At 46.0% G+C, this 26,113-nt stretch carries 23 protein-coding genes; 6 read left to right on the plus strand and 17 right to left on the minus strand.

Annotated features, from left to right (window positions below; translation table 11 throughout):
* From J3A84_RS14300 to J3A84_RS14310, 3 genes are all read right to left on the minus strand, one after another.
* Positions 1-1,104 (minus strand): DUF58 domain-containing protein, encoded by a 1,104-nt coding sequence (locus tag J3A84_RS14300; protein WP_207600730.1) that lies wholly within the window; start codon positions 1,102-1,104, stop codon positions 1-3.
* A gap of 2 nt (positions 1,105-1,106) precedes the next feature.
* On the minus strand, positions 1,107-2,039 hold the full coding sequence (locus J3A84_RS14305) for an AAA family ATPase (RefSeq protein WP_242694274.1): 933 nt from the start codon (positions 2,037-2,039) through the stop codon (positions 1,107-1,109).
* Positions 2,040-2,222: 183 nt separating this feature from the next.
* On the minus strand, positions 2,223-3,746 hold the full coding sequence (locus J3A84_RS14310; protein WP_207600732.1) for a VanW family protein: 1,524 nt from the start codon (positions 3,744-3,746) through the stop codon (positions 2,223-2,225).
* Positions 3,747-4,097: 351 nt separating this feature from the next.
* On the opposite strand from J3A84_RS14310, the gene J3A84_RS14315 reads away from it, so the two are divergent.
* Positions 4,098-5,123, plus strand: coding sequence for a M42 family metallopeptidase (locus J3A84_RS14315; protein ID WP_207600733.1), 1,026 nt, complete (start codon positions 4,098-4,100; stop codon positions 5,121-5,123).
* Positions 5,124-5,206: 83 nt separating this feature from the next.
* Here J3A84_RS14315 and J3A84_RS14320 read toward each other — a convergent pair whose 3' ends face one another.
* The 9 genes from J3A84_RS14320 to J3A84_RS14360 all read right to left on the minus strand — a co-directional run bounded on the left by J3A84_RS14320 (position 5,207) and on the right by J3A84_RS14360 (position 15,283).
* Complete coding sequence (locus J3A84_RS14320) at positions 5,207-6,124, minus strand: D-alanine--D-alanine ligase (protein WP_207600734.1); 918 nt, start codon at positions 6,122-6,124, stop codon at positions 5,207-5,209.
* Between the two features lie 165 nt (positions 6,125-6,289).
* Positions 6,290-7,459 (minus strand): RNA-guided endonuclease InsQ/TnpB family protein, encoded by a 1,170-nt coding sequence (locus J3A84_RS14325; protein WP_207600735.1) that lies wholly within the window; start codon positions 7,457-7,459, stop codon positions 6,290-6,292.
* Between the two features lie 373 nt (positions 7,460-7,832).
* Entirely contained in the window at positions 7,833-10,172 is a 2,340-nt protein-coding gene (locus J3A84_RS14330; RefSeq protein WP_207600736.1) for a sensor histidine kinase, read from the minus strand.
* Positions 10,173-10,202: 30 nt separating this feature from the next.
* A complete protein-coding gene (nth, locus tag J3A84_RS14335; protein WP_207600737.1) occupies positions 10,203-10,859 on the minus strand; it encodes an endonuclease III in 657 nt (218 codons plus the stop codon).
* Positions 10,860-10,886: 27 nt separating this feature from the next.
* Complete coding sequence (locus J3A84_RS14340) at positions 10,887-11,585, minus strand: lysophospholipid acyltransferase family protein (RefSeq protein WP_207600738.1); 699 nt, start codon at positions 11,583-11,585, stop codon at positions 10,887-10,889.
* A 31-nt stretch (positions 11,586-11,616) separates the two neighbouring features.
* On the minus strand, positions 11,617-12,612 hold the full coding sequence (gene queG / locus J3A84_RS14345; protein ID WP_207600739.1) for a tRNA epoxyqueuosine(34) reductase QueG: 996 nt from the start codon (positions 12,610-12,612) through the stop codon (positions 11,617-11,619).
* Between the two features lie 130 nt (positions 12,613-12,742).
* Positions 12,743-13,300 carry a serine O-acetyltransferase EpsC gene (gene epsC, locus J3A84_RS14350; RefSeq protein WP_207600740.1) on the minus strand — a complete coding sequence of 186 codons (558 nt, stop codon included), beginning with the start codon at positions 13,298-13,300 and terminating at the stop codon, positions 12,743-12,745.
* A gap of 15 nt (positions 13,301-13,315) precedes the next feature.
* Entirely contained in the window at positions 13,316-14,230 is a 915-nt protein-coding gene (gene cysK / locus J3A84_RS14355) for a cysteine synthase A (protein ID WP_207600741.1), read from the minus strand.
* A 159-nt stretch (positions 14,231-14,389) separates the two neighbouring features.
* Positions 14,390-15,283, minus strand: coding sequence for a YegS/Rv2252/BmrU family lipid kinase (locus J3A84_RS14360; protein WP_207600742.1), 894 nt, complete (start codon positions 15,281-15,283; stop codon positions 14,390-14,392).
* 259 nt (positions 15,284-15,542) lie between these two features.
* Between J3A84_RS14360 and pssA the strand changes: the two genes are divergently transcribed.
* The 3 genes from pssA (at position 15,543) to J3A84_RS14375 (ending at position 19,004) form a co-directional block, all read left to right on the plus strand.
* A complete protein-coding gene (pssA, locus tag J3A84_RS14365) occupies positions 15,543-16,055 on the plus strand; it encodes a CDP-diacylglycerol--serine O-phosphatidyltransferase (RefSeq protein WP_207600743.1) in 513 nt (170 codons plus the stop codon).
* Positions 16,056-16,252: 197 nt separating this feature from the next.
* The gene (locus J3A84_RS14370) at positions 16,253-16,543 is read left to right on the plus strand and encodes an ArsR/SmtB family transcription factor (protein WP_207600744.1); all 291 of its coding nucleotides are present in this window, start codon (positions 16,253-16,255) and stop codon (positions 16,541-16,543) included.
* Position 16,544: 1 nt separating this feature from the next.
* Positions 16,545-19,004, plus strand: coding sequence for a DsrE/DsrF/DrsH-like family protein (locus J3A84_RS14375; protein WP_207600745.1), 2,460 nt, complete (start codon positions 16,545-16,547; stop codon positions 19,002-19,004).
* Positions 19,005-19,083: 79 nt separating this feature from the next.
* Here J3A84_RS14375 and sdaAA read toward each other — a convergent pair whose 3' ends face one another.
* The 3 genes from sdaAA to J3A84_RS14390 form a co-directional block, all read right to left on the minus strand.
* Positions 19,084-20,019: an L-serine ammonia-lyase, iron-sulfur-dependent, subunit alpha gene (gene sdaAA, locus J3A84_RS14380; protein ID WP_207600746.1), complete on the minus strand. Its 936-nt coding sequence runs from the start codon at positions 20,017-20,019 to the stop codon at positions 19,084-19,086.
* A 13-nt stretch (positions 20,020-20,032) separates the two neighbouring features.
* On the minus strand, positions 20,033-20,731 hold the full coding sequence (gene sdaAB, locus J3A84_RS14385) for an L-serine ammonia-lyase, iron-sulfur-dependent subunit beta (RefSeq protein WP_207600747.1): 699 nt from the start codon (positions 20,729-20,731) through the stop codon (positions 20,033-20,035).
* 75 nt (positions 20,732-20,806) lie between these two features.
* Positions 20,807-22,438, minus strand: coding sequence for a nucleoside kinase (locus J3A84_RS14390; RefSeq protein WP_207600748.1), 1,632 nt, complete (start codon positions 22,436-22,438; stop codon positions 20,807-20,809).
* Between the two features lie 304 nt (positions 22,439-22,742).
* Here J3A84_RS14390 and fba point away from each other — a divergent pair, with 304 nt between their 5' ends.
* Positions 22,743-23,669: a class II fructose-1,6-bisphosphate aldolase gene (gene fba / locus J3A84_RS14395; protein ID WP_207600749.1), complete on the plus strand. Its 927-nt coding sequence runs from the start codon at positions 22,743-22,745 to the stop codon at positions 23,667-23,669.
* 239 nt (positions 23,670-23,908) lie between these two features.
* Here fba and J3A84_RS14400 read toward each other — a convergent pair whose 3' ends face one another.
* The gene (locus J3A84_RS14400; RefSeq protein WP_207600750.1) at positions 23,909-24,103 is read right to left on the minus strand and encodes a hypothetical protein; all 195 of its coding nucleotides are present in this window, start codon (positions 24,101-24,103) and stop codon (positions 23,909-23,911) included.
* 366 nt (positions 24,104-24,469) lie between these two features.
* On the opposite strand from J3A84_RS14400, the gene J3A84_RS14405 reads away from it, so the two are divergent.
* The gene (locus J3A84_RS14405) at positions 24,470-25,024 is read left to right on the plus strand and encodes a class IV adenylate cyclase (protein ID WP_207600751.1); all 555 of its coding nucleotides are present in this window, start codon (positions 24,470-24,472) and stop codon (positions 25,022-25,024) included.
* Between the two features lie 244 nt (positions 25,025-25,268).
* Here J3A84_RS14405 and J3A84_RS14410 read toward each other — a convergent pair.
* A partial coding sequence (locus tag J3A84_RS14410; RefSeq protein WP_207600752.1) for an IS30 family transposase occupies positions 25,269-26,113 on the minus strand: 845 nt, incomplete at its 5' end.

Raw genomic sequence — 26,113 nt, forward strand, 5'->3', positions numbered from 1 at the left:
TCATTCACCTATATATTTCAGAGAAACACCCTCATACTCAGACTCTCTACTTCTTTCATCCTCCACTGCAAACCAGGTGATCCTGTTATAGCGGTCCTTCATTTTCATGACCACTTTCATGAGATTGGGATTGCGGTTTCCTGTAAAGAGAATGATGGAGGAAGCCCCCTGAAACACCTCTGTCTTTTCGCTCATGAAGTCCTGCATGGGTTTGGTTCCACTACTGTCATGCTCCACCATGAACTCCACCAGGGCATCATGCTGCTGCATTCTTCTCATATCGAATTCTTTGCGCTCCAGGCCATTGATGATCACCTTGTGTTCTTTTCCTTCCTTAAGCAGAAGATGCGACACTGCCAGAGCTTCTGCGATGAGCATTTCTTCCTTCGCGCCATCATCATCCAGCTTGTAGATGTCTTCATTCATATCAATGACAAGCAGGTAGTCTATGCCCTTGGTCTGTTCGCCAAGCCTCACATAGAGCTCCCCATGCTTCGCTGAAACTTTCCAGTTGATTCTCTTCAGACTGTCCCCAGTCTGATATCTTCTCATTTCCTTGGTCATATAGGGATCCTCCACGGAGGAGGAGGACTGACGGATGCCTTCGTTACCAACCCCTACTTCAAACTCCATGGGTTTCAGGATTCTTGTCTTCGGATAGACCCGAACGCTTTCCTTCAGCAGAGCTTTTCTGATGGTGAAGATATTGAAGTAGTCCCTGATTTCAATACTCAGATGACTGAATTCATAAACCCCTCTTTTGGGAAAGTAGAAATTGAAGATCACCTGAGATTTGCTTCTGCCGTTGACACTTCTCGTTTCGATTTCCGCATAGTCATTGACTGCGGTCACAAAGGAAAGAAAGATTCGCGAGTCATTGAAGATCTGGAGATTCAGCTTTGCTGTCTCAAAGACCTCATAGTGCTCCTTCATGGCCGACAGCTTTCCGTAGACCTTGAAAGAGAATAGAAGAATCGTCAGAAGGGCAAGAATGAACATGCTGAGGAAAATGAAATAGAGGGATGTGAACACAATCCCCCCGATGGTATAGTAAAGAACAATGGAAATGAGAAACCCGAAGATGAATCTGTAATCTATTCTCATGGCTAATCATCCATTCTAGGCGGCTCTACCGTGGAAATCATCACCTGGAGCGCTTCATAGGCATTGCTTCCCTGACCTCTTGCATAGGAGGAGAGAATCAGTCTGTGCGCAAGAACCATGCCGGCGTTTTCCTTCACATCTTCCGGAATCACATAACTTCTCCCTTTCATAAGTGCCGTAGCCTGGCTCACTCTCATGAGGGCGATGGATGCTCTTGGACTGGCGCCCAGTGTGAACAGCTTGCTTTCTCTGGTCTCCTTGACGATATCAACAATATATTTATAGATTTCTTCTGAAACCTTCACCTGTTTTGTCTTCTGCTGAAGCATCAGCACATCTTCCACCGATGCCACGGGACTGATCTTTTCTATGGGAATCTCTTCTCTGAAATTTCTTAGAATACTCACCTCATCCGTCTGAGAAGGATATCCGATCTTGATTCTCATCATGAAACGGTCCAGCTGAGCTTCCGGAAGATTAAAGGTTCCCTCGTACTCGATGGGATTCTGTGTAGCCATGACAAAGAAAGGCATCTCAAGCCTGTAGCTCTGAGTCCCTTCTGAAACCTGGAACTCCTCCATGACTTCCAGAAGCGCTGCCTGGGTCTTCGGTGAGGTTCTGTTGATTTCATCAGCCAGAACAATATTGGCGAAAACCGGACCTTTTCTGAATTCAAAACTCATATCCCGCTGATTGTAGATGGAGACACCAAGAATATCCGATGGAAGCAGATCCGGTGTGAACTGTATTCTGGAATAGGACAGATTAAGACTTTTGGCAAGGGCTTTCACCAGGGTCGTCTTTCCGATGCCTGGTATGTCTTCAATGAGAATGTGACCCCCTGCCAGAATGCCCTTGAGAATATTCTTCACGACGCTGTTCTTGCCGATGATGACTTTTTCAATGTTCTCTTCAATTTTTCTTACATATTCCATAGCTTCAAACTCCTTCTGCTCCATTTATCTGTTTCAGCTGCCCTGTCTGCTCTTATCTAGAATTATTTTAACATATACCCATCCAGGAGAATATGAATTTACCGTTATATCTCTCTATGTAGTGAAAATGGACTCACCATAGGTGAATCCATTTCTGTTTACTGCTTCTTATGCGTCGGAATCCTAATTATCGCCTTCTTCTACTGGTGGTTCCACCGGATTTTCAACTGGTGGCTCCACTGGTGTTGGTTGTGGCTCCGGCTTTGGTTCTTCCGGCTTTGGTTTCGTGCCCACCAGGACCACCTTGTCCACCTTCTTGTAGCTGTCCTGGGAGATCAGTTCCGTCTTCACGACCTTGCCGTCCTTGATGGTCTGCTTGTAGGTTTTTGACGTATAACCCGTTACAGGCTTGAACTCGATTTCCGTTTCACCCACAAACATGGTGGGATCTTCCTTTTCTATGCTCTTCGGCTGGATGACAGAGGTGGTTTCACTGAAGATCTTATAGGTATATCCACCCATATCCGCCTTATGTCCATAGACAGCCACTGTAAGATTCCTGTCATCACCGTAGGCATAAATGTATACGGGATTCTCATAGGTATTGGTGAACTGAAGATCCAGATAGGGACCATAAACCACAGCATCCATTCCTGGCTTCAGGTAGGATACGGCCATGGAATGGTTTCTTCTCTGCGCGATTTCAAGATTGCTGTGAAGCGCTGCCTGATAAAGTGTGCTGGATACCTGACAGAGTCCTCCGCCGATGCCCTCTTCCACCTTATTGCCTATGTAGACGCCTGCACTTCTGAATCCTGCCGCTGCCGTGACAGGACCGACTTCCTGATTGTAGCTGAAGGTCTCACCTGGCATGATGACCGCTCCGTTGATCTTGGAAGCGGCAAAGCCTACATTGTACTTTCTCCCTGCTGCGGAAGAAGCATAGTTTGTAGTGTAGACGGACAGCTGACTGTCGATCTTCGCCAGAGCTTCTGTGGTGATCTTAGGCTGGGATACCACGATATCCGCTTGAACCACCTGGTCCGGATTGAGTTCATCAATGGCTTTCTTCAGATCTTTCATGAGTTTGTCCTCATCCACCACACGCCCCTCCGCGTGTTCTCCGATGATGAATTCTCCGCCGCTTCTCTTGATTGTCGCATTCTTCGCTTCCTGATTCACTTCACTGGTGACTTTCTTGACGAATTCAGCGATTTTTTCTTCATTGTGTCCGAAGGAAAGGCTCAGTTCCTCTTCCGATGGTCTGCTGATTCTGGTCAGCTTTTCCTCGTCGGGTAGACTCTTGCCCAGTTTTACAGCTTCCTCTGCTAGCGTAGCAGAATCCACTTCAATTTCAAGTTCTGCAAGAGTCAGTGGAAACATCTGGTCCTTTGCGCTCACCGTGAGCTGATGCTCTTTGAGCTTTTCCGACACGTCCGTATCCAGAATGATTCTGGCTTCTTCTCTGGTCTTTCCGGATAGATCCGTTCCCATGACGGAAACACCTGGATAGACTTTGTCGCTCCATGCCTCTATGATTTTCCGGTCCTGCTCCTGCTGAATGATTTCAGCCTGGGCTATTGCTTCTGAAACAATGGACTCTGCCAGCTGTTTCTCTTTTTCCACTGCATATCCTCTGTAGGTGATGGCACCTGCACCGGATAACGCAATGGTAAGAATGATTGCGATGATTGTTTTTCTCTTCATATTGTCCGGTAATTAAATTACCCTGCCCTCCCATATCTATTGCGTTTGTAAATTCAGTCTATTCAACATAAGTATTATAACATGAGATATCCTGCAAAATCTCACAAATATGTTACAAAGAACGATGTTCATGATCACATTTGCCATGAGACTCAGTTAATAATCATTATCCAGTCCATCATACTTGAAAATTTCTGGAAGGGCAATGAAGATTGCGAAAATTAACAATTTCAGTTTCAGTTTCTGGATTTCATTTTTTCACGTGGGATCCAGAGGAAGAAACACAATACATTCTATACATCGATCTGATTTTACGATACTATGAAAACAGATTATTGAAGGAGGTAAGCTATGTCATTTGAACAGAACATAAGCAAGACACTTACAGAGCTCATCGAGATTCACAGTCCCACCGGGTATCACCAGGAAGTCATGGCGTACATCAGGAAGGAACTGGATGAATCAGGCATCTCCTACAAGGAAACCGTCAAAGGTGCCATTTTAGCCACCATAAAGGGGGAAAGTGAAGAAGGAAGACTCTTTTCCGCCCATGTGGATACGCTGGGTGCCATGGTGAAATCCATAAAAGGGAAAGGAAGCCTCGAGTTCATGCTGCTGGGCGGTTACATGTACAACACACTGGAATCAGAGAACTGCTGGATCAGAACCTCTCAGGGAAAACTCATCAGCGGAACGGTCCAGACAAATAAGCCTTCCGTCCACATCGATGGAGGAGATGCGCGCTCTCTGGAAAGAAAACAGCAGACCATGGAAGTGATCATCGACGAGAAGGTCCACAGTGTCGATGATGTCAAGGCCTTGGGCATCAGTGTCGGAGATTTCATCTTCATAGAACCCAAACTGAGAATTCTTCCAAACGGGTTCATCAAATCCAGATATCTTGATGACAAGGCCAGTGTATCCATCCTGCTGGAGGCCATGAAGACCCTGAAGAAGGAAAAGCTCCATAAGACCCTTCATTTCTTCATCTCCAACTACGAAGAAGTCGGCCATGGTGCCAAGGCTGCTCTGCCGGAAAACCTCACGGAATTCATCGCGGTGGATATGGGGGCTCCAGGAAACGATCAGAACAGTTCGGAATATAAAGTGAACATCTGCGCCAAGGACAGTTCCGGTCCCTACGACTACGAAATGAGAAGAAGCCTGGAGATGCTCTGTGAAGAAGAGAACATTCCTTATGCCACAGACATCTATCCCTTCTACGGTTCCGACGCTTCCGCGGCACTTGGTGCCGGTTATGACATCAGAACCGCACTCATCGGACCAGGCGTATTCGCCTCCCACGGCTATGAGAGAACCCATATGGAATCCATGAAAGCCACCTTTGACCTCATCGTCAGTTATGCGAAGAAATAGAGAATGTAGGTAATATGGCAATAGAAAAGGGCGGTGTCTCCTGTACGCATCAGGGTCGACACCGCTTCTTTTTCTTGCTTTCTCTATTCTTTTTCAGGGCTTCTCAGCTTCAGTGAAATCTGTATGATTGCATCCAGAAGCGCCTTATAGTCCATGCCGATGCCTGCCGCACTCTTCGGAAAGAGTGAGGTGCTTGTCATGCCCGGCAGTGTATTGATTTCAAGGATATAAGGAATCCCGTCTCTTATGATGAAGTCCACTCTGGCATAGACATCGCATTTCAGCACACGAAAGGTGTCAATGGCCATCTGATGGATCTCTTTCTGAAGCGCTTCTTCATACTCTATGATCACTTCCTCTGCACCGCCTGCTTCGTACTTGGAGGAATAATCGAAGAAACCGCCCTTGTTGGGTTTGATGATGAGCGTAGGAAGAACTTTCCCATCCAGAATCGGTACAGTGATCTCATCGCCTTTGATGAACTCTTCAATCATCACTTCCGAATCCACAAGAAGACCTTCTCTGACCCCATCCATCACTTCTTCCATGGTGCTGCAGATAAAGGTGGCCACGGAAGACCCGCCGCTGTTGGGTTTCACCACCACAGGAAATCCAAGGTTTCTCACCTTTTCCTCCGTCACGTCTTCCGGCTTTCTGACGATGAACCAGTCGCCTGTGCGGATTCCTTTGCTCTTCAATACACATTTGGTCAGATCCTTGTCCATGCAGACCGCGCTGGAAGCCATGCCGCATCCGGAATAAGGCAGGTCCAGACTGTCCAGAATGCTCTGCACCGTTCCATCTTCGCCGTATTTCCCATGCAGCGCCAGCAGTGCAAAATCAATCCCCTTCACCTTCTCGAAGATATCCTTCTTGCTGTCCAGAACGATTTCCACACCTTCATATCCATTGAAATTTATATTCTTCAGGATTTCTCTTCCTGAGGAAAGAGAAACTTCTCTTTCACTGGAAATCCCGCCCATGATTACACCTATCTTCAATCAAAATCACTGCTACTCAAAATATGGACAACTATCCATATCGAGACTTTTACTGCTTCTTCCTGTATGCTTTCGCCTCAGTTTCCTGAGCTGCTACTCACAAGTTCCTGTACAGTCCACAGTCGTCAATTCCCGACTAGCCATCGGTACACATCTACAGTAGCGTTACAGTGCTACCGTGTAGACTTTGGCATTCAGAAGATTTATGCTAGCATTCCTGTCCCTGTCTATGACGAAGCCGCACGCATCGCATCTGTAGGTTCTATCAGATAGCTTCAGATCCTTTCTGATGGAACCACATTCCGAGCACAGCCTGCTTGAAGGATACCACCTGTCAGCAATTCTCAACTCTATTCCGTTCTTCCTGCACTTGTCAGCAAGTTTCAGCCTGAAGGAATGGAAGTTCTGGCCTTGTACAGCCTTCGCTAAATGCCTGTTCTTCATCATGCCGCTCACGTTCAGGTCTTCCATGGTGATGAAACGTGGTTTTTGCCTGATCACCTTACGGATTACCTGATTGATGTGATTTTCCCTTATGCAGGAAAGTCTCTGATGAAGTTTCTGTACCTTTATGGTCTGCTTATGGATATTCTGTCTAGTAGCTTCTCCTTTCGTTTCTTTATTTCTGACGTTCAGGCTTTCGTATTTTCTCGAAAGCCTTCTTTGTTCGCGTTTCAGCCTTTTTTCCAGGTCACGCACGGATTTTGTCTTGTTGATGTTTGCGAATGGATTCTCCATGGTGCTTACCACCGCAAAATCTTTGATGCCCAGATCTATGCCGATGCCATTTCCTTCGGGCACATCATAGGGCTTCTCCTCTGCTTCAATCAGCACAGATACGTAATATCTGCCTGCCTTCATGGATACGGTCCCGCTTTTCACCATGGAGCCCATCGGGATGTATCCTTTCTCTTTCAGCCTGACAAATCCCAGTGTGGGTATTTTCAGGCGATGCCTTTCAATGGTCCAGTCGCTTGAGTTGTTCCTTGGGAAGTATGCCTTCACATCCGACCTGTTCTTCTTCTTGAATCTCGTAAATCCGGACTGTTTCCTGAAAAACTTCCTGAAAGCCTTCTCCCCATTCATGATGCTCTGCTTCACAGCTTTGCTGCTGACTTCTCTGATCCACAGGTATTCCGGATTCTCTGGCAGGAATTCATTGCTTCGCCATTTCGAGAAATCCATTCCGGACATAAAACTTTTCTCTGCTTTGTAGATCTCTTTGTTTTCAGCAATGTAGAAATTGTAGATGAACCTGCAGACACCGATGGTTCTGTTTATTTTATGTTTCTGCTTCTCCGTCGGATGTATTTCCGTCTTGTAACTTTTCAGCACCCTGATCATCACCTTTATGCACTATTTTTCTGGAATTTCTTTAAGAAAATTATAGCGCATACGTTCTTTTCAAACGATTGAATATGAAACATATAGTATTCTATCTGAATTGCACCAAAGCTGGACTGTCCTAGCAGAAACAGGTATGAACTCAGGGCGTACATGAATCATGGGTATATTGCGTCACTTTTGTCCATGATTGGTTATATTTTCAAGAATCATTTGCTACTCCTGATTCACTTATAAGTTCACTAAAATTCTAAAGTACATTATTGCACCAAAAAACCATTCTGACAAGTAAATTCATCTCTGGAACTTTCCCGCTGAAACCAGAAAGACAGAGCGCATCCTTTTAAAGGCGTCACCCTGTCTTTTATGCATTGGGAATATCGGAAAACTCGATATCCACCCGGTTGGATGTTTTGTCGTAAAAGTCCTTCTCCAGTGCCACTTCATCGCTCTCCTGAGTGAGTTCATCCTTCAGAATCAGTCTGAAAGTGGTCCCCTTATTGAGTTCACTGGATACGATGCAGTCCCCTTCCATCAGGTTCATGAGCTTTTTCACGATGGAAAGTCCGATTCCCGTCCCTTCCGTGTCTCTGGTTGTGGATTTGTTGACCTGAATGAACCGGTCGAAAATATGTGCCACATTCTCTTCTGAAATACCGATTCCGGTATCCTGCACATCAATATACACTTTATCCTCCTCTTCATCCAGAGAGAGGTTCACAAAGATCGTGCCGCCTTTTTTCGTGAACTTGATGGCGTTGCTCAAGAGGTTCAGAAGAACTCTCTCCAGTGACTGCAGATCAAAAGCAACAAGATGCTCTTCCACTTCCGTATCGAAGATGATCTTCAGGCCTTTGCCTTCCGCATAATGCAGCACCGACATGACCGTATCCTCCGTGAAGCTGACGATATCCTGATTGATCATATGCAGTGTATAGAATCCGGAGTCCACTTTCGTTATGTCCAGAATATTGGAGACGATTCGCATGAGCCGATAGGAATTATGCCGGATCAGCCCCGCATATTTTTCGGATTTATCCTTCTCATACTCGGAGATATCCATCATGTCCAGAGCCGACAGAATGATGTTGATGGGTGTCCGCAGTTCATGGGACATGTTGGCAAAGAACTCATTGAACATCTTTTCGTTCTCTTCGGCAATATAGAGTTTCCTGATGTTGGCTTCATTCTCGATTCTCAGCTCGTGCAGCTTGATGGAATTGGTCACATTTCTAAGAAACACCAGCATCTGCTTCTTGTTGCTCTCCACACCGATGAGCCTTACATTGGGCTCCACATAGATGTCCTGCCCCTTGTGGTCTTTGATTTTTCTCGTTTCCAGCTTCAGAATCTCGCTGGTGGAGATTCTCTCCCCGATCTCATCCAGCTCCTTGAAGCTCATCCCCATGAAACGCTCCTCTGTGGGCATATTGACAGGCTTCACGCTGGGTAGATTTCTGAAGTCGTTGTAGACAATGTCATTGGCTTCCACCACACGTTTTCGCACAAGATCATAGAGAAAAATGAAATCCGGAATCAGGTTGAAGAAGCTTCTGTACTTGTACTCGGATCGCTCCAGTGATTCCTGCATGGCTCTGATCACCGTGATGTCCTTGGCTGTGATACAGAAGATTTCTTCGTCATCCTGTTCGATGTATACCACATCCACATCCAGTATATAGGTGTTGTCCCCCAGGTTGAACTTCATGGAGGACGAGTAGTTCATATTGTATTTGATGACTTCATATTTTTCCGTCAGATAGCTGGACATGTCCTTATCCAGATATTCTCCATAGTGATTGAAGAAGATCTTGTATTTGGAATTCGAGTACAGAATCTGATGCTTCGAATTGACGAAAACAGTGATGTTCTCGTTGTACTCCGCCGATTTGAAGAACATGAAGAGATTTTTCTTGAGCACTTCCGATTTCTTGATGGACTCATCCTTTTCCCTGACGATCTCATAAAAAGCCAGGGGAACGAATAGGATAAATAGCCCGAAGGTCAGGGTTTCCATGATCGTACCTGTAAAAAGGAACCTGTAGTCGCTTCTGCTGGAGAACAGGCTGTAGAAGACCATGGATGCGCTGTAGGTGAAACTGCCCAGATAGATGGAAAAATTCATGGCGTTCTTCAGCGTGGAAAACGTATTATAATACCATCCGAAGAGCACCGGTATGGCAGACAGCATCATAAGCTCCAGCACATAGGTCATTTCATTCTCAAAAATCAGCGTTTCCTTGAGCACGAAGGATCTCAGATAGAGATAAAAGACCAGAATCATGATGGATAGAAAAACAAGAAAGTCCGAGTTGATTCTTATGATTCTATAGGTCAGCTTTGCGGTGAGAATAAACCCTGAAAGAACCACAATAAGGAAATAGAAGCCGAGAAAAGTCACGTCGATCTGTCCATCGATGTTGAAAAGATTATTCCGATACTCAAGGACCGCTCCGAAAAGAAGTCCCAGGGCAAAAATATACAGATATTTTTTCTTTGTGTAGTACCCGTAAAGAAGAATCATGATGGAGGAAAGGAGGGCAAGCGCAATATTCGCCGGATCCAGCTGAAGCTGGAACAGAGTCGCTCCGCCATCGGTGAGAAGATGCGCGGCAAGAAAGGTCAGAAGCACCAGAAAAAGCAGAATAGAAAGGGCCATGACATTGGATCGGATCAAGCTCATAAGTGTTTTTCTTGAATTCAATCTATTCACGCCCCTTTCAGTTTTTCTGTTCTACTTTTTCTTGTCCGCTGTCAGTGATTTCCTGTTCTTCCTGTAATAGGTGCACAGGTGATTCACCGGACAGACTCCGCATTTTGGTGCTCTGGCGAAGCAGAGTCTTCTGCCGTGGAAAATCAGCAGATGATGCGTATCAATCCACAGATCTTTGTCGATTCTTCTCATCAGCGCCTTTTCCGTCTTTTCTACGGTATCCTCATTCACAATGCCGATGCGATTACTGACTCTGAACACGTGTGTGTCCACGGCGATGGCCGGTACTCTGTATGCTGTGGACAGCACGACATTCGCCGTCTTTCTGCCCACACCTGGAAGCTCCACCAGCTCTTCCATGGTTTTCGGAACCTCACCGTTATGCCTTTCCAGAAGAATCGGAAACAGCTTCATGAGATTCCTTCCCTTAGATTTATAGAGTCCGATGACCTTGATATGGCTTTCCAGCTCCTCCGGAGTGATTCTCAGAAAATCATCCAGCGTCTCGTACTCTCTGAAAAGCTCTTCTGTCACTTCATTGACTTTCTTGTCCGTAGCCTGGGCCGATAAGATGGTGGCCACCAGAAGCTGCAGCGGATTTCTGTGATTCAGTTCGCATTTCGCTTCCGGATAGGTTTCCTTGAGAATTTCAATGACTTCCTTGTTCTTTTTATTCATTACTCCTCCATGTGTCAGAAAAGATGACTATTTATAGACCCCTCTGTACTCCTCTGGAAGCATCACGGCAATCTGTTTCATGATGAAATCCATGGTGTCCTGGTCATATTGCTCCTTCGACTGTTCTTCTGTTTTCACAGGCACATTGAAGGGTTTTCCGACCCTTACCTGTATGGTACCCTTATGTATTTTTTCACCTGTCATGTTTCCGTCCTTGGCGATGGGCAGAATCTTCTCTGACCCGGTCATTGCCAGCGGAACGATTCTGACCTTGGCGAGTCTTGCAATGAGCAGTATCCCTCTTTTGCCTTCGATCATGGAACCGGCTCTGGAACGGGTTCCTTCCGGGAAGATCATCACATTCTGTCCGGATTTGAGAAGACCTATGATTTCCTTCATGGCCGCTTTGTCCGGTGAATTGGGTTTGATGTTGATGCTTCGGAATACTTTCTTGAAGAGTCCCGTGAAAGGATCATTTGTCAGTTTCTGACCTGCCACGAAGGTAGGTTTATAGTCTCCGATGACTCTGTTCAGCGCAGGGCCGTCAATGTTACTCAGATGATTGCAGATGAAGATCACCGTCTCGTCTTGTTCCGGCAGATTCTCTTCCCCCTGAAGCTCCACTTTGACGAGTTTCGTGAATATATAGTCCAGTCCTTTATGTGCCACAAATTTCTGAACACCTTCAGGCGCCTTGGCCAGTGCTTTCAATAAGAATTTTCTCAAAATAATAACCCCTTTTCCATTATATTTTTCATTATAAGTTGAAAAGTGTCTGAAGTCTATGATAATACTCTTTCAGATAATCTGTGCTTATATACTTTTCATCTGGTTTTTTTCCTCTTCTCATGAGCTCGATCAGCGCATTTCTCTGAAGCAGCTTCTTGCCTCTCCATCCGGAGCTGGTCTCCTTGTATTTCGCAAACTCCTTGTTGGTCAGCGCCAGAAGGTCCATAAGGCTGGGATACTTCATATATTCCCGCGGTCTGAACTCCTCCAGGGGACTGATTCTGATGTGCCTGTTCAGAGGACATGCTCTCTGACAGGTGTCGCAACCGAAAAGCCTGCCTTTAAAGAGAAGCATCTCTTCATCGGTGATCTCCTTGTTCTGGGTGATGTAGGACATGCACCTTCTGGTGTTGTAGAGCTCTCTGCCAAGAATCTGTGTCGGACAGGCTCTGATGCACCGGACACACGCTCCGCAGACAGCATGCTCCGGGATGTCTCTCCAGTCTCTTTCATGGGTCTCCATCTCAAGGTCCGTCAAAATCTCCCCCAGGAAAACATAGCTCCCATGCTCTTTTGTGATCACCATGTGGTTCTTTCCGATTTCTCCCGTACCTGCCACATGGGCGATGTAACGCTCCGGAAGGGCATTGTTGTCTGCAAAGACTTTAGCCTCATATCCCTTTGCCCGGAGAAGATCAGCAATCTTTTCCAGATGATCCTTCACCACCAGATGATAATCCTTGCCAAGGGTATAGAGGGAAAAATATCCTTCCTTATGGATGTAGGAATCGTAATAATAGGGAAAAGCGATGCTTATGATGGTTTTCGCATGGGCCATTTCATGGGACAGATCGATCTTCTTCATCAGATCGTTCTCCTCGAATGAAGTGGTGAGATCCAGCCTCTTTCTTTCTTCGAAATAGGCCAGTGAATCTGCAAGGGTTCTGACTTTCATGAAGCCGTAGGAAGTAAGGCCCATCTTTTCCAGTTTTCTCTCAATATCCTCTTTCAGCTGACTGTCCATCCTTTCACTTCCTTTTCTTTATCTCTGATATTTTCATTGTCCATATATTCATTATAAGGGAAGGAAGGGCTTTTACGAAATAAAAAACACCTCGGGATGTTCCCGAGGCATGAAGCGGTTCATTTTCTTTTCAGATATAGTCGTAATACAGAAACTTGACATCAGAGGATTCATTTTTGCGAACCAGGATCCTGGCAGGTGTTCCCACCGCTGTGGCCCCATTAGGGACACTTTTCAGTACAACGGAGTTCGCACCGACTTTTGCATCGTCTCCGATTTTTATGGGTCCGAGAATCTTTGCACCCGCTCCGATCATGACTCGATCCCCCAGATCCGGATGCCTCTTGGGTGCATCACAGTCCGTGGCGCCCAGGGTCACGCCATGATAGATGGTGCAGTCATCTCCAATGGTTGCCGTTTCTCCGATGACGACCCCCATGCCATGGTCGATGAACAGTCTTCTGCCGATCTTTGCACCTGGATGGATTTCTATTCCCGTCAACCATCTGGAAAGCTGACTGATGAGCCTTGCTACAAAAAACAGCCTTTTTCTGAAGAAGAAATGCGAAATCCTGTAGGCAAAGAGGGCCTGAATGGTAGGGTAAAGAAGCAGCACTTCCAGATAGGATTTTGCCGCCACATCATTCTTCATTATATTTTTGACATCTTCGTGTAGCCCTCTGAACATAATTCACCTCAAACCCTAATCGTACAATCCCATGGAGATGTACTTCTCTCCTCCATCTGGTGCCACCGTCACAACTTTCTTTCCCTTGCCAAGCTTTCCTGCGATTCTCAGCGCTCCACAGAGATTAGCTCCTGCAGAGATTCCGATGAGAACGCCTTCCGACTGTGCAAAGGCTTTGGCTGCTGCAAAGGCATCTTCTGTGGACACCGTGATGATTTCATCCACGTTCTCCTCTTTATAGTTCCCTGGAATGAATCCTGCACCGATGCCCTGAATCTTGTGAGGCCCTGGGTTTTCACCGGACAGCACTGCCGATGTGGTCGGTTCCACCGCCACGATCTTCACATTCTTTCCATGATCCTTTGCATAGTTTCCGAACCCTGTGATGGTTCCACCGGTACCTACACCGACGACGAAGGCATCCAGATCCGGAACATCTGCAAAGATCTCCTTTGCTGTGGTCTGGTAGTGCTTCGAAGGATTGGCAGGATTCACAAACTGCTGTGGAATGAAGCCCAGTTCTCCGATTTCATTACGGATCTCCTCTGCTTTCGCAATGGCTCCTTTCATTCCTGTGGCAGCTTCTGTCAGTACCAGTTCTGCTCCATAGGCTTTAATCAGAGCTCTTCTTTCCTGACTCATGGATTCAGGCATCACAATGATCACTTTGTATCCTTTGACTCTGCCGAGCATAGCCAGAGCGATGCCAGTGTTTCCGCTGGTGGGCTCTATGATGACAGAACCCTTCTTCAGCGCACCCGCCTTTTCCGCATCTTCCAGCATACCGAGGGCTGCACGGTCCTTGGTGCTTCCTGCCGGATTCATTTTTTCAAGTTTTATGTATACTTCTGCGCGGTTTTCCGCATCAAATCCGTTCACTTTCAATAGAGGTGTGTTTCCAACCATTTCAATGGAATTATTATAAATCATCTATTTTACCTCACTTTCATATCCTAGTAAAGTACTAGGAATTCCTGTTGTAAATATTACATCAAGCACAATCTTTTGTCAATATGCCCTGCCCCTTTTCGGTGCATATCAACCGTTTACAGCAGAAAAAGCCTGCCCCGACGTGGCAAGCTTTTCTTGTTACAGATGCGTCTTGTCCACCCCAAGGACCTGAATCCCCTTGGGAATGCACTGAATATGAAGCGGAAAATCCGGTCCTCTTTCTCCATCGATGTCACTGACGATGAGTTCATCGGAGGTTTCAATGAAGATTTCCTTGGTCTGGAAGTAGAGAAGGCCCACAGGATCTTCCAGATGATCTCCTCTCAGAAGTCTGCCCAGAAGCGGTATGAACTCCTTGAGATTGGCCTTGATCAGAATCACGTCCAGCAGCCCGTCGTCGGCCTTGGATTTGTAGGCGAAATCCAGATTGCCAGCGGTTCTACCGTTGAATACCAGAAGCGCATACATATCTCCATCATAGTTCCCATCTTCAGACGTGATCTTCACGGGAATTTTTCTGAAGGAAGGAATCTGCTCGATTCCTTTAATGTAGTACGCCAGTTTGCCGATGGCGTTCTTCAGCTCGCTGTGGGTTTTCTGGGAGACATCCGTAAGCAGTCCTGTGCTTGCCACATTCAGGAAATACCTGTCGTTGATCTTTCCCAGGTCCATCCAGTGAGGTTCCAGGGTAAACATCCGGTCCAGGGCTTTGGAGATATCCTTCGGAATACCGATGTACTTCGCATAATCGTTGGCGGTGCCCATGGGAAGGATTCCGACAGGCAGACTGATCCCCCGGTTCATCATATAATTGATGAGGATATCCACCGTTCCATCCCCACCGGCAATGAGCACATGATGATAATGATCGTGAATATCTTCCATTGCACTGGCCATATCCATATTCTCATCCAGCCTTGCAGGCACAATGAAATATCCGTTTTTCTGATGCACTTCTATGACTTCATCCAGTTTATCAACGATGTAGTTGTCCCCTGCATGGGGATTATAGATGAACTTAACCTTTTCCATAACCTTCCTCCAAGTAATGCTCTTATATCCATTATACCCTAAGTTCTGAACTTTTTTGCACAATCTTTTCCTTCTTCGATCTGTCATCTGCTCCGGGAAACCCTTCCGTTATTCAACATCCCTAGCCGGAAAGCAGGATTTTTCAATCTTCTGTGCAACCATGAGATAATCATTGTCTCATAAGCAGTACTTAGTTTATAATGGACATAATTATGTAGAAAGGAGAAGGATAAATAATGACGATTATCCTGTATAGATTATGAAAAGAGGATTTATTCCCAATATTCTGACCTTCCTGAACTTATCCTTAGGTATTTTATCCCTTATCGCTACAGTTGAAGGTGATTATCTCAATTCAGGTCTCTTCATTCTGGCCGCCGGTCTTGTGGACCGCTATGACGGAAGAATCGCCAGACTGCTTCATGCGGAAAGCCCTCTGGGGAAAGAGCTGGATTCCCTTTCAGATCTTGTGTCATTTGGTGTAGCGCCTGCTCTGCAGGCATATTTCATGTTCAATCTTGCAGAATACAGTTTTCTCGGACTTATTCCCATCATTCTTTTTCCCGTTTCAGGTTCTTACAGACTGGCCAGATACAATTCCTCCAGCTTCAACGGGGTATTCATGGGGGTTCCCATCACTATTGCAGGATGCGTACTTGCGCTTTTCACCCTGCTTCTGAGAAACAGTCTGAATCTCAGTTTCATCATAATATTCATCATGATCGCCCTTGCCTACCTCATGGTAAGCACCATCAAACTTCAGAAAAGATAATCAGACTATTGAACTGAGAGGCTCCATGCCATGCATGGAGCCTCTCTTGCATTTTCTCGCCATTTCCATTGTGCCCCAATTCCAATCACCGGAATAAAAGATTGATAGAAAATAACTATTGATAAATTCTTGACAATTAAATCGTTATATCGTAATATACGGATGTATTGATTCGTTAGATTAACTGGAGGTCATCCATGGAAAAAGATATCAAAAAATTCGATGAGGTTGCAGAAATTCTGAAGGCCATGGGACATCCCGCCAGATTATGCATTCTCAATGGCATCATCCAGACCGGCGGCTGCAATGTATCCCATATGCAGGACTGCCTGGAACTTCCTCAGTCCACCATTTCACAGCATCTTCAGAAGCTGCGCAGTGCAGGCATCATTGAAGGCACTCGAAACGGAACTGAAATCACCTATACATTAAAGAACCAGAAGGTTCTTGAGATCATCACTACACTGTATCCACAGGAGGAAAAGTAATATGTCAAAAACAATCATCATCGGTGGTGTTGCCGTTGGCGCAACCGTTGCCGCAAGACTCAGAAGAATGGATGAGAACATGGAAATCGTGGTATTTGAAAAAGGAGAATACATCTCCTTTGCCAACTGCGGACTTCCTTATCATATAGGAGAAGTCATCAAGGAAAGAGACGCACTGATCCTTCAGACCCCACAGGCCATGAAAGACAGATTCAATCTGGATGTGCGTGTTTTTTCAGAAGTCACTTCCGTGGATGCGGAAAACAGAACAGTCACGGTCTCATCCAAAGACAGAGGAACCTATGAGGAATCCTTCGACTATCTGGTCATCTCCCCAGGGGCAAAGCCACTGAAGCCTGGCATCATCGGCATTGATTCAGAGAAAGTCATGTCTCTGAGAGACATCCGGGATATGGACAGAATCAAAAAAGCAGCGGATGGGGACCTGAAAGGCGAAGCCATTGTCATCGGTGGTGGTTTCATCGGCGTGGAAACTGCTGAGAATCTTCTGGAAAGAGGTCTCAAGGTATCTCTTGTGGAAGCCGCTCCCCATATCCTGGCACCTTTTGATTCCGAAATGTCCATCATTGTGGAGAATGAGCTCATGGATCGGGGGATCTCCCTGTATCTGAAAGATGGCGTCTGTGAATTCAAGGAAGTGGACGACAAAATCAAGGTGGTTCTCGGCAGCGGCCGAGTCGTGACAGGCGATTTCGTCGTATCCGCCATCGGTGTCACCCCCGATACCGCTTTCCTGAAGGATTCAGGCATTGCGCTAGGACAGAGAGGTCATATCCTCACAGACGGATCCTTGAGAACCAACTACCCCTACATCTTCGCAGCAGGTGACGCAGCTGAAATCACAGATTACATCACCGGTGGACGGACCGCCATTCCTCTGGCAGGACCAGCCAACAGACAGGGTAGAATCATCGCAGACAACATTGCTGGAAAAGACAGGATCTATAAAGGGGCTATCGGAACCTCCATCCTGAAGGTCTTCGACATGACCGCTTCCTCCACGGGAATGAATGAACGAATGGCGCTTCGCAATGGTATGGACGTCCAGTCCATCTTCATTCATCCCAACAACCACGCCGGATATTATCCCGGGGCAACCCAGATGACCATAAAGCTTGTCTTTGACAAGAGCAGAAAAGTTCTGGGTGCCCAGGCACTGGGTTATGAAGGGGTCGATAAATTCATCGATGTCATCGCCACCGTAATCAAATACAAAGGAACCATCGACGATCTTACAGAACTTGAACTGGCTTATGCTCCCCCATTCTCCAGCGGTAAATCCCCTGTGAACATGGCAGGATTCGTAGCAGAAAACACCCTGGATGGTCTGGTGGACAATGTATCCTTTGACGATTATGAAAAGAACTTCGACAAGGAATCCATGATTCTTCTGGACGTGCGTGACGAAGTGGAAGTTCTGAACGGTTCCATGGAAGGCAGAGTGCACATTCCACTGAACAGCCTCAGAGACAGAATGAACGAACTAGACAAGGATAAGCTCATCTACATCTACTGTCAGGTGGGCCTCAGAGGCTACATCGCTTCAAGACTTCTGAACCAGTACGGATACAAGACCAAGAACATCACTGGTGGATACAAGCTGTACAATGCCATCACAAAGCCACAGGTCAACAAAGAGGAAACCGCCACGGAACCGGTCACAGTGAAAGAGGAGATTCTTTCTTCCGGTGATATCGTGGACCTGGATGCTACCGGTCTCTGCTGTCCTGGACCTCTCATGAGAGTGAAGTCCACCATGGATACCGTGAATACCGGAGATGTGGTGAACATCACCGCATCGGATATGGGCTTCTATGAAGACATCAGAGCCTGGGCAAGAAGAACCGGAAACGAGCTTCTTTCCGTGAACAAGGACAAAGGACTCATCAAGGCTTCCGTAAGAAAAGGAATAAGCGTCAAGGAAGATGATACAGCTGTATCCTGTGCAAACAATGCACCTGCAGTGCAGAAAGAGAACATGACCATGGTGGTCTTCTCCGGAGACCTGGACAAAGCCATCGCATCCTTCATCATCGCCAATGGTGCCGCTTCCATGGACAAAAAGGTGACGCTGTTCTTCACCTTCTGGGGCATCAATATCCTGAGAAAGGAAACCCATGCCCCTGTACAGAAGAACTTCATCGAAAAGATGTTCGGTTTCATGATGCCGAAGGGATCGAAGAAACTGGGGCTTTCCAACATGAACATGGCTGGAATGGGTCCTAAAATGATCCGTTCCATCATGAAGAAGAAGAACGTCCAGTCCCTGGAAGAACTGATCAAGGCCGCCATGGACAGCGGTGTGGAAATCGTCGCCTGCCAGATGAGTATGGACCTTCTGGGCATCAAGGAAGAAGAGCTCCTGGACGGCGTGAAGTTTGGTGGTGTAGGCTACATGCTTGCTGAATCCGACGATTCCAATGCCACACTGTTCATCTAGAAAAAGAGAATATTTACCCTGAATAAAGCCTGCAAAGTCGAAGACTCTGCAGGCTTTTTCATGGTATCTGTCATTTCATCTATTCCTGATCTGGTGCATCAAAGGTATCATCATTCATCTTATTGGAAGACTTTTCATTCTTGCTTCCGAAGATCTCCTTTTTCAGCTTCTTCCCTGTCTTGGTACCAGCAAGGCCGCCGATGCCTGTTTCTCTCAGGGCTTCCGGCATGCTTTTCCCGATGGAATACATGGCAGCTACGGTATCATCGAAGGGGATTCTTGAAGTGACCCCTGCAAGCACCATATCCGCAGCCGTGATGGCACTGACTGCGCCCGATGCATTCCTCTTGGCGCAGGGGACCTCTACAAGACCTGCGATGGGGTCGCAGACAAGGCCCAGGGTATTCTTGAATACAATGGCGCCGGCATTGAGGCACATCTCCGGTGTTCCGCCCATCATTTCCACCACTGCAGCGGCAGCCATGGCTGCTGCTGAGCCGCACTCCGCCTGACAGCCTCCTTCCGCACCGGATATAGTGGCATTCTGGGCTATGATGGCCCCTACTCCTGCCGATGCGAAGAGCCCCATGATGAGGTCATGCTCTTCTATGTCATGCTCCTCCTTCATGGTCATCATCACTGCAGGAAGAATGCCGTTGGCACCTGCTGTGGGACAGGCTACGATTTTGCCCATGGAGGCGTTTACTTCGGAGCAGCTTAAGGCGTAGCTCATAGCTTTCACCATGACATTTCCGGAAACGCTCTTTCCGTTCTTGAGATATTTCCCCAGACGATAGGCATCGCCTCCGATGAGTCCGGATACGGAAATGACCTTTTCATTGACGCCTTTGGAGGTGGAATATTCCATGACCCTCAGGTTCTCCACCATTCTGTTGTAGATTTCTTCCCGGCTGGCGCCGCTTTCCTCCATTTCCTGCTGGAGAATGAATTCCCCGATCGTCATATTGTTCTCACTGCATCTTTTCAGCAGTTCTTTTCCATTTTTAATATTCATCTTTCATTTCCTCCTACATCACCGGATAATTGATCACATCACTGGTCAGCGGCACAAAGCGCACATGCTCCACACAGTCCACTTCCGTGAGCTTCTCCAGGATGTCTCTTTCGATATTCTGATCCAGCTCGAAGATCATCATGGCGTCACGGCCTTTCTGTGATCGGAACAAGGACATGTAAGCGATGTTGATTCCATTTTCGTAGAGAAGTTTTGAAATATTGGCCACAACCCCTGGCACGTCTCTCTGAGATATAAGAAGGGTCGGATAATTTCCGGAAAACTGTATGTCTTCCCCATCAATCTGAGAAATCTCCACAGCGCCACCTCCAATGGAGGATCCAGTGACGGAAACTTCTTTTCCGTCTTTCAGCTTCATATCGACGCGAACCGTGTTGGGATGGACATCGCCCAGATCCTTGGGTTCAAAAGAGACCTTCATGCCCTTCATCTTCGCCAGCTTCAGAGATTCCTTGAGATTCTCATCCGCCGGGTCCATACCAAGGATTCCCGCCACAAGCGCACGGTCCGTTCCGTGGCCCTTATAGGTTTTAGAGAAAGAACCATGCAGATAGAATATCACTTCCACCGGCTCTTCTCCCGCTATGCCTCTGGCTATTTTCGCAAGCTTTGCCGCACCTGCCGTGTGAGAACTGGATGGACCGATCATAATCGGTCCGATGATATCAAATACACCATACTTTTTTTTCATTTTTCTACGTTTCCGCTAAAGGAAACTTTCACCTGCCTTCTGTTTATCTTTTGTTGTATTGTTTCTCTCTTATATCTAATAATCGTAGTACTGACTTCCTCCGATGAACTCCCGAAGCAGCGAATTGGTCGGTACATACTCATCGGGGATATCTTCGAACAGTCTCAAAATCGTGATCAGCCTTTTGGCTTCTTCATAAGTAGGGCTGTCCTTGCTGATCTTCATAAGCTCTGGCAACGTATGCTTCTTCAACACGGCGAGTTCATAGAACAGCGTGGAGTTGAACATGGCATCCGCTTCCTCCTGATAAGGGAAGATGTTCACCTTTTCCCCTGCACTGACGGAAGGGAATATGAGCAGCGTCTCTTCAGGGCTGTATCCTCTGGAGATATGATCCCTGGCCATTCTGCGCAGTTTTCTCACATCCGTTGTGGCGATTCTGTTATGCTTGTCCAGATTCAGCACCGTCAGAGCGCTGATGTAGATCTTGAACTTGTACCTGTCTTCAATGCCTGAAAGAAGCCTTGGATTGAGGCCATGGATTCCTTCTATGATGATCACGCCGTTTTCCGGAAGCTTGACCCTTGTTCCCGAAACCCCTCGCGTACCGGTCTTGAAATCGAATTTCGGAAGAACCACTTCCTGTCCACTTAAAATCGCAGCCATGTCCCGTTCGAATAAATCCAGCTCCAGTGCCTCCAGGCTTTCAAAGTCATAGCTGCCATCCACTTTTTTCGGTGTCAGCCTTCTGGGCACAAAGTAATCATCCATGCTGATGGGAAAGGGCATGAGCCCGTTGACCCGAAGCTGAACAGCCAGACGGTTGGCAAAGGAGGTCTTCCCCGAGGAACTGGGCCCTGCGATCATGATGATCTTCACTTCTTCTCTCGCTTTGATGTCATCGGCGATATAGGCGATCTTCTTCTCATGAAGGGCTTCCGTGATATTGATGAGGGTTCTGCCTTCATGATTTCTTATTTTCTCATTGAGATTCCCAACGAAGCTGACACCGATGAGCTCATCCCACCTGGTGGTCTCCTCAAAGATCTCAAACAATTTGTCCTGAGGCTGAAAAGGTCTCAGAACATCCGGTTCCTTCACTGTGGGATAACTGATGACAAAGCCGTATTTATAGGAGGTCAGCGAGAAGAGACTGATGTCTCCTGTGGAAACCGCCATCTTCCCATAGAAATAGGCGTACTGGTCCAGCAGTCTGTACATTTTGATTTCGCTGTAGTCCATATGCTTCAGAAGAAGATAATTGTCCATATCCCCACTCTTCTGAAACATTTCAAGAGCATGGTTTAGACACATGCATTCCTTGGTGATGGGATAGTCTTCACTTACGATTCTTCTCATCTCCACTTCAAGCATAAGAAGCTCTTCTTCCGTGAGGATCCGGTCCCGGATCCAGCAGTACAGTCCAAGACTGATGGAGTGGTCGATGATGAGATCCAGTCCGTTGAATACTCTGTGAAAGGCCGTAACCAGAATAAAGGATAAGGTTCTTTCATAGGCTTTGTGTCCCACATAATCATCCGTATAGACCGGTATGAGATTCTTCCTGCCTTTCAGTTCTCCATTGAGCTCGAAGTATTCCCCTTTGTCTCGTGCGAGTATGGGCCTTAGACTTCCCCTTCGAAGACTTCTGATTTCTTCATAGCTCATGACTCTTTCCGCATTTATTCTCTCCGCTTTCGTATCCATCATATACCCCCAATATCTAACCATCAGACAACATCTTTCATTCATTTTTTGTTCTTTTCTTTATTATAACGAGAATCCGTGAAAATAGCACTTGATTGTTGCACATTAAGAGATCCCCCTATCGCAGAAACCCATTACATCATGGAAATCAAATGTTAACCGTAATTTAAACTCTCCTATGATATGGTTTCATAGAAAGAAATGCTATATAATAAAAGAAGAGTTTAGGTGGGTTCCATAGAGTTTAATCTGGAAATCGCTAAACAGAAGTTTCAAAAGATAAATTGAAAGGTGGTTTACATTAATGGCATTAGTCACAACAACAGAAATGTTCAAGAAAGCCTATGAGGGCAAATATGCAATCGGAGCATTCAACATCAACAACATGGAGATTATTCAGGGAATCGTCAATGCTTGTAAGGTGAAGAATTCCGCAGTGATTCTGCAGGTATCCAAGGGAGCAATGAAATATGCCGGTCCAAGATATCTGAAGGCAATGGTGGACGCGGCAGTGGAAGAAACTGGCCTGGACATCGCTCTTCATCTGGATCATGGTCCAGACCTTGCTACAGTGAAGGAAGCAATCGATGCAGGATTCACTTCCGTCATGATCGACGGATCCCATCTGGAGTTTGAAGAGAATGTGAAGATCACAAAGGAAGTCGTGGAATACGCACACTCAAAGGGTGTCGTAGTTGAAGCGGAACTCGGAATCCTTGCAGGTGTGGAAGATGATGTTCATGCAGAAGAGCATGTTTATACAGACCCCGACCAGGCAGTGGAGTTCGTTGAAAGAACAGGGGTAGACTCTCTGGCCATTGCCATCGGTACATCCCATGGTGCATTCAAGTTCGCTGGAGAACCTGATCTGAAGTTCCATATTCTAGAAGAAATTCAGAAGAAAATGCCTGGTTTCCCAATCGTTCTTCATGGAGCATCTGCTGTAAGCCAGGATCACATTGCCATGTGCAATGAGTTTGGCGGAAACATCAAGGGAGCACAGGGTATCCCAACGGATATGCTGAGAAAGGCATCTGCCATGGCTGTATGCAAGATCAACATGGACACCGACATCAGACTGGCTATGACTGCTGCCATCAGAAAGGCTTTCGCTGACAAGCCAGAAGCTTTTGACCCAAGAGGATATCTTGGTGCAGCAAGAAATGAAATCCAGTCACTGGTTGAAAAGAAGATCGAAGAAGTTCTTGGTTCAGAAAACTCCATGAACTAGATAGATTCCCATCTTAAAGGCACTGCTTCTGCAGTGCCTTTCCCATTGCGCGTATAGAATCCATGGGATTGCCATTTTTAGACAAAAGAAAAGAAGCTGAAATTCAGCTCCTTCTCTCATTTCTTCACCATGGTACCTTAATCTGTTCGTACATGGTCTTGTCTTTTGTTTCTGCCCACTATCACGTGGTTTATCTTATGCTGTCTTCAGCCTAAGCTGCTTCTCTTTTGTTCGAAGTCCTATAAACTTCCTGCGGGAAGACTGATCTTCTCCAACTTGTGCTTTATATTAAAAAACTCATTTTCTAGAATATTGATCTTCTGTTCAATCAGATTCCTGTTGGTTTCCTTAACTGCAGCACCAAGTTCCTTGGATAATATACTCAGCTCTTCGCTAATCGCATAAATCCTTTTTGTAGCATCATATGCATTCATATTCTACACCTCACTTAATGACATTTTCTTCTAAGGTCCCGTGGGAGATTTTTTAGATCTGGTACGCCTGTACCTCTTAAAGGAATAAATGTATAATTACATCATCACAGGATTTCTTTTTTCCTGTACAACTGCATTGTAGACCTGGTCATGTAAACAGTCAAGGCTGTTTACATAAGTTTATGACATTAGGTTATGAAACTGTTTCAATACTTCGAAATCGTTACAGTAAAGGTAATCATTTTACCTGATTTTCGCGATTTCTCAAGGCGAAAAACGTCATGAGAATCATAAAACCAGAATGAGAAATCAGTTGATACGACAATAATGTAATGATTTCATAAATAATATTTGAGGAGCGATGATATGGAACTGGAAGTGAAGATTCTCGATATCAGTATCGACAACATCAGAAGAATCATGAATGAAAATGGTGCTGTGCTTGTGAAGAACGAAATGCAGGAGAACTACATTCATGATTTTCCTGACCGAAGGCTGCTGGATAAGAAAGGTTATGCCAGAATACGCGTTGTAAAGGACCAGGAGACCGGAGAGGAAACAGTATTTATGACCACCAAGAAGCTCCTGTCGAGGGAAGTCTACAAAAAAATGGAAGAATACGAGACTGTCATCGAAAACAAGGATGCAGGCCTTGGCATCTTCCGCTCCCTGGGACTGGAGCTCATTGAAAACATCAGAAAGTCCCGGGAAAGCTATCAGTATAAAAATACGCTGGTGGAGATTGATGTCAACGACAAGTCCTTCGTCCCTTTCCCCTACCTTGAAGTGGAAAGCCCTTCGGAAGAGGAACTGGAGGAAGTGGTGAAACTTCTAGGATACACCATGGAAGACACCTCCTCCTTAAGCATCCATGAAATTCTGAAGGAAAGAGGCCTCTCAGCTGAAACACCGGAGGGTTAAATTCAAAAGTAAGTTCCGTTTGATTTACTGAGTAAGAGAAGAGCTAAAAGTGCAAGAGTAACTTCCGGTTTGGGAGTTGATTCTTGTACTTTTTGTTTGATTTAAGGCTGTTTCTCTGGTATTCTTACATCATTGTTGATACTGGATTTAATTTTTTCTACAGGAAACAAGCCATCAGGAATTTCTTTGCAAGACTAACTTCCGTTTGGCTAGGTCTGGTATGAACAATCCGACCCCAATATTTTTAGTGGTTGAAAATGGTTGGGTTTCTTATAACCGAGTCGGGTTTGATTCGCCGTAGTCCTAGTAATTCCAATGCTGTGGGTGGCATTAGGAGTTCAGCTAGGTCATACGGCGTTTTCTCGTTTATGGACTCCCTGATGATACTGTTGATATGGTTGATCATGAGAAGCGTCAGTCCCTGATTCATGAAGCCTATGCTCGTGTATTTCGGAATATACTCACGTATGAACTCATGATTCTTCTCGATGCCTCCTTTCTGATGAGAAGCCATGGGATCACAGTAATAGACGCTGCATCTTTTTGCACCTGTTATAGAGTATTCCATAGTTTCTGCATGCTTGAACTCCGATCCGTTATCCGTAAGGATAAGTGGGAAGATCTTCATGAAAACACTTAGCCCCAAGAGGTTCTCAAGATAGTCAATGACTTCTGTCACACAATGCTGAGTCTGACTTTCCATAAGGAATGCCAGCATCAGCTTGGTCTGCCGGAAATAGAATGTCAGAAAGACTCGCCCCCCTTTGACCGTCTCAACGACATCCATCTCCACTACGGACGTGTCTGCATTAGCTTCCATGTAGGCCGTGAAATCATCATAGGTCCGTCCCACACGATAGCTTTGATCAATCCTATCCTTAGGTCTTTTCTTACGTTGCTTATAGCGGACCTTACGCGGAAGGTCGATGTTTCTGAAGGTGAACAAGGAAAGATTGCAGTAAGTGTAGAAGGTGCTCTTGGAAATCCTTAGCGTCTTTCTGTGCGTACCGTAGATATGGTTGACGGATTGACTCTTTTTGATGAGAGGAGTCAGCAGTTCGTCCAGCAGAGCGATCTGATCTTTAGTGG

This window comes from Proteiniclasticum aestuarii, assembly GCF_017368455.1.
GTDB lineage: Bacteria > Bacillota > Clostridia > Clostridiales > Clostridiaceae > Proteiniclasticum > Proteiniclasticum aestuarii.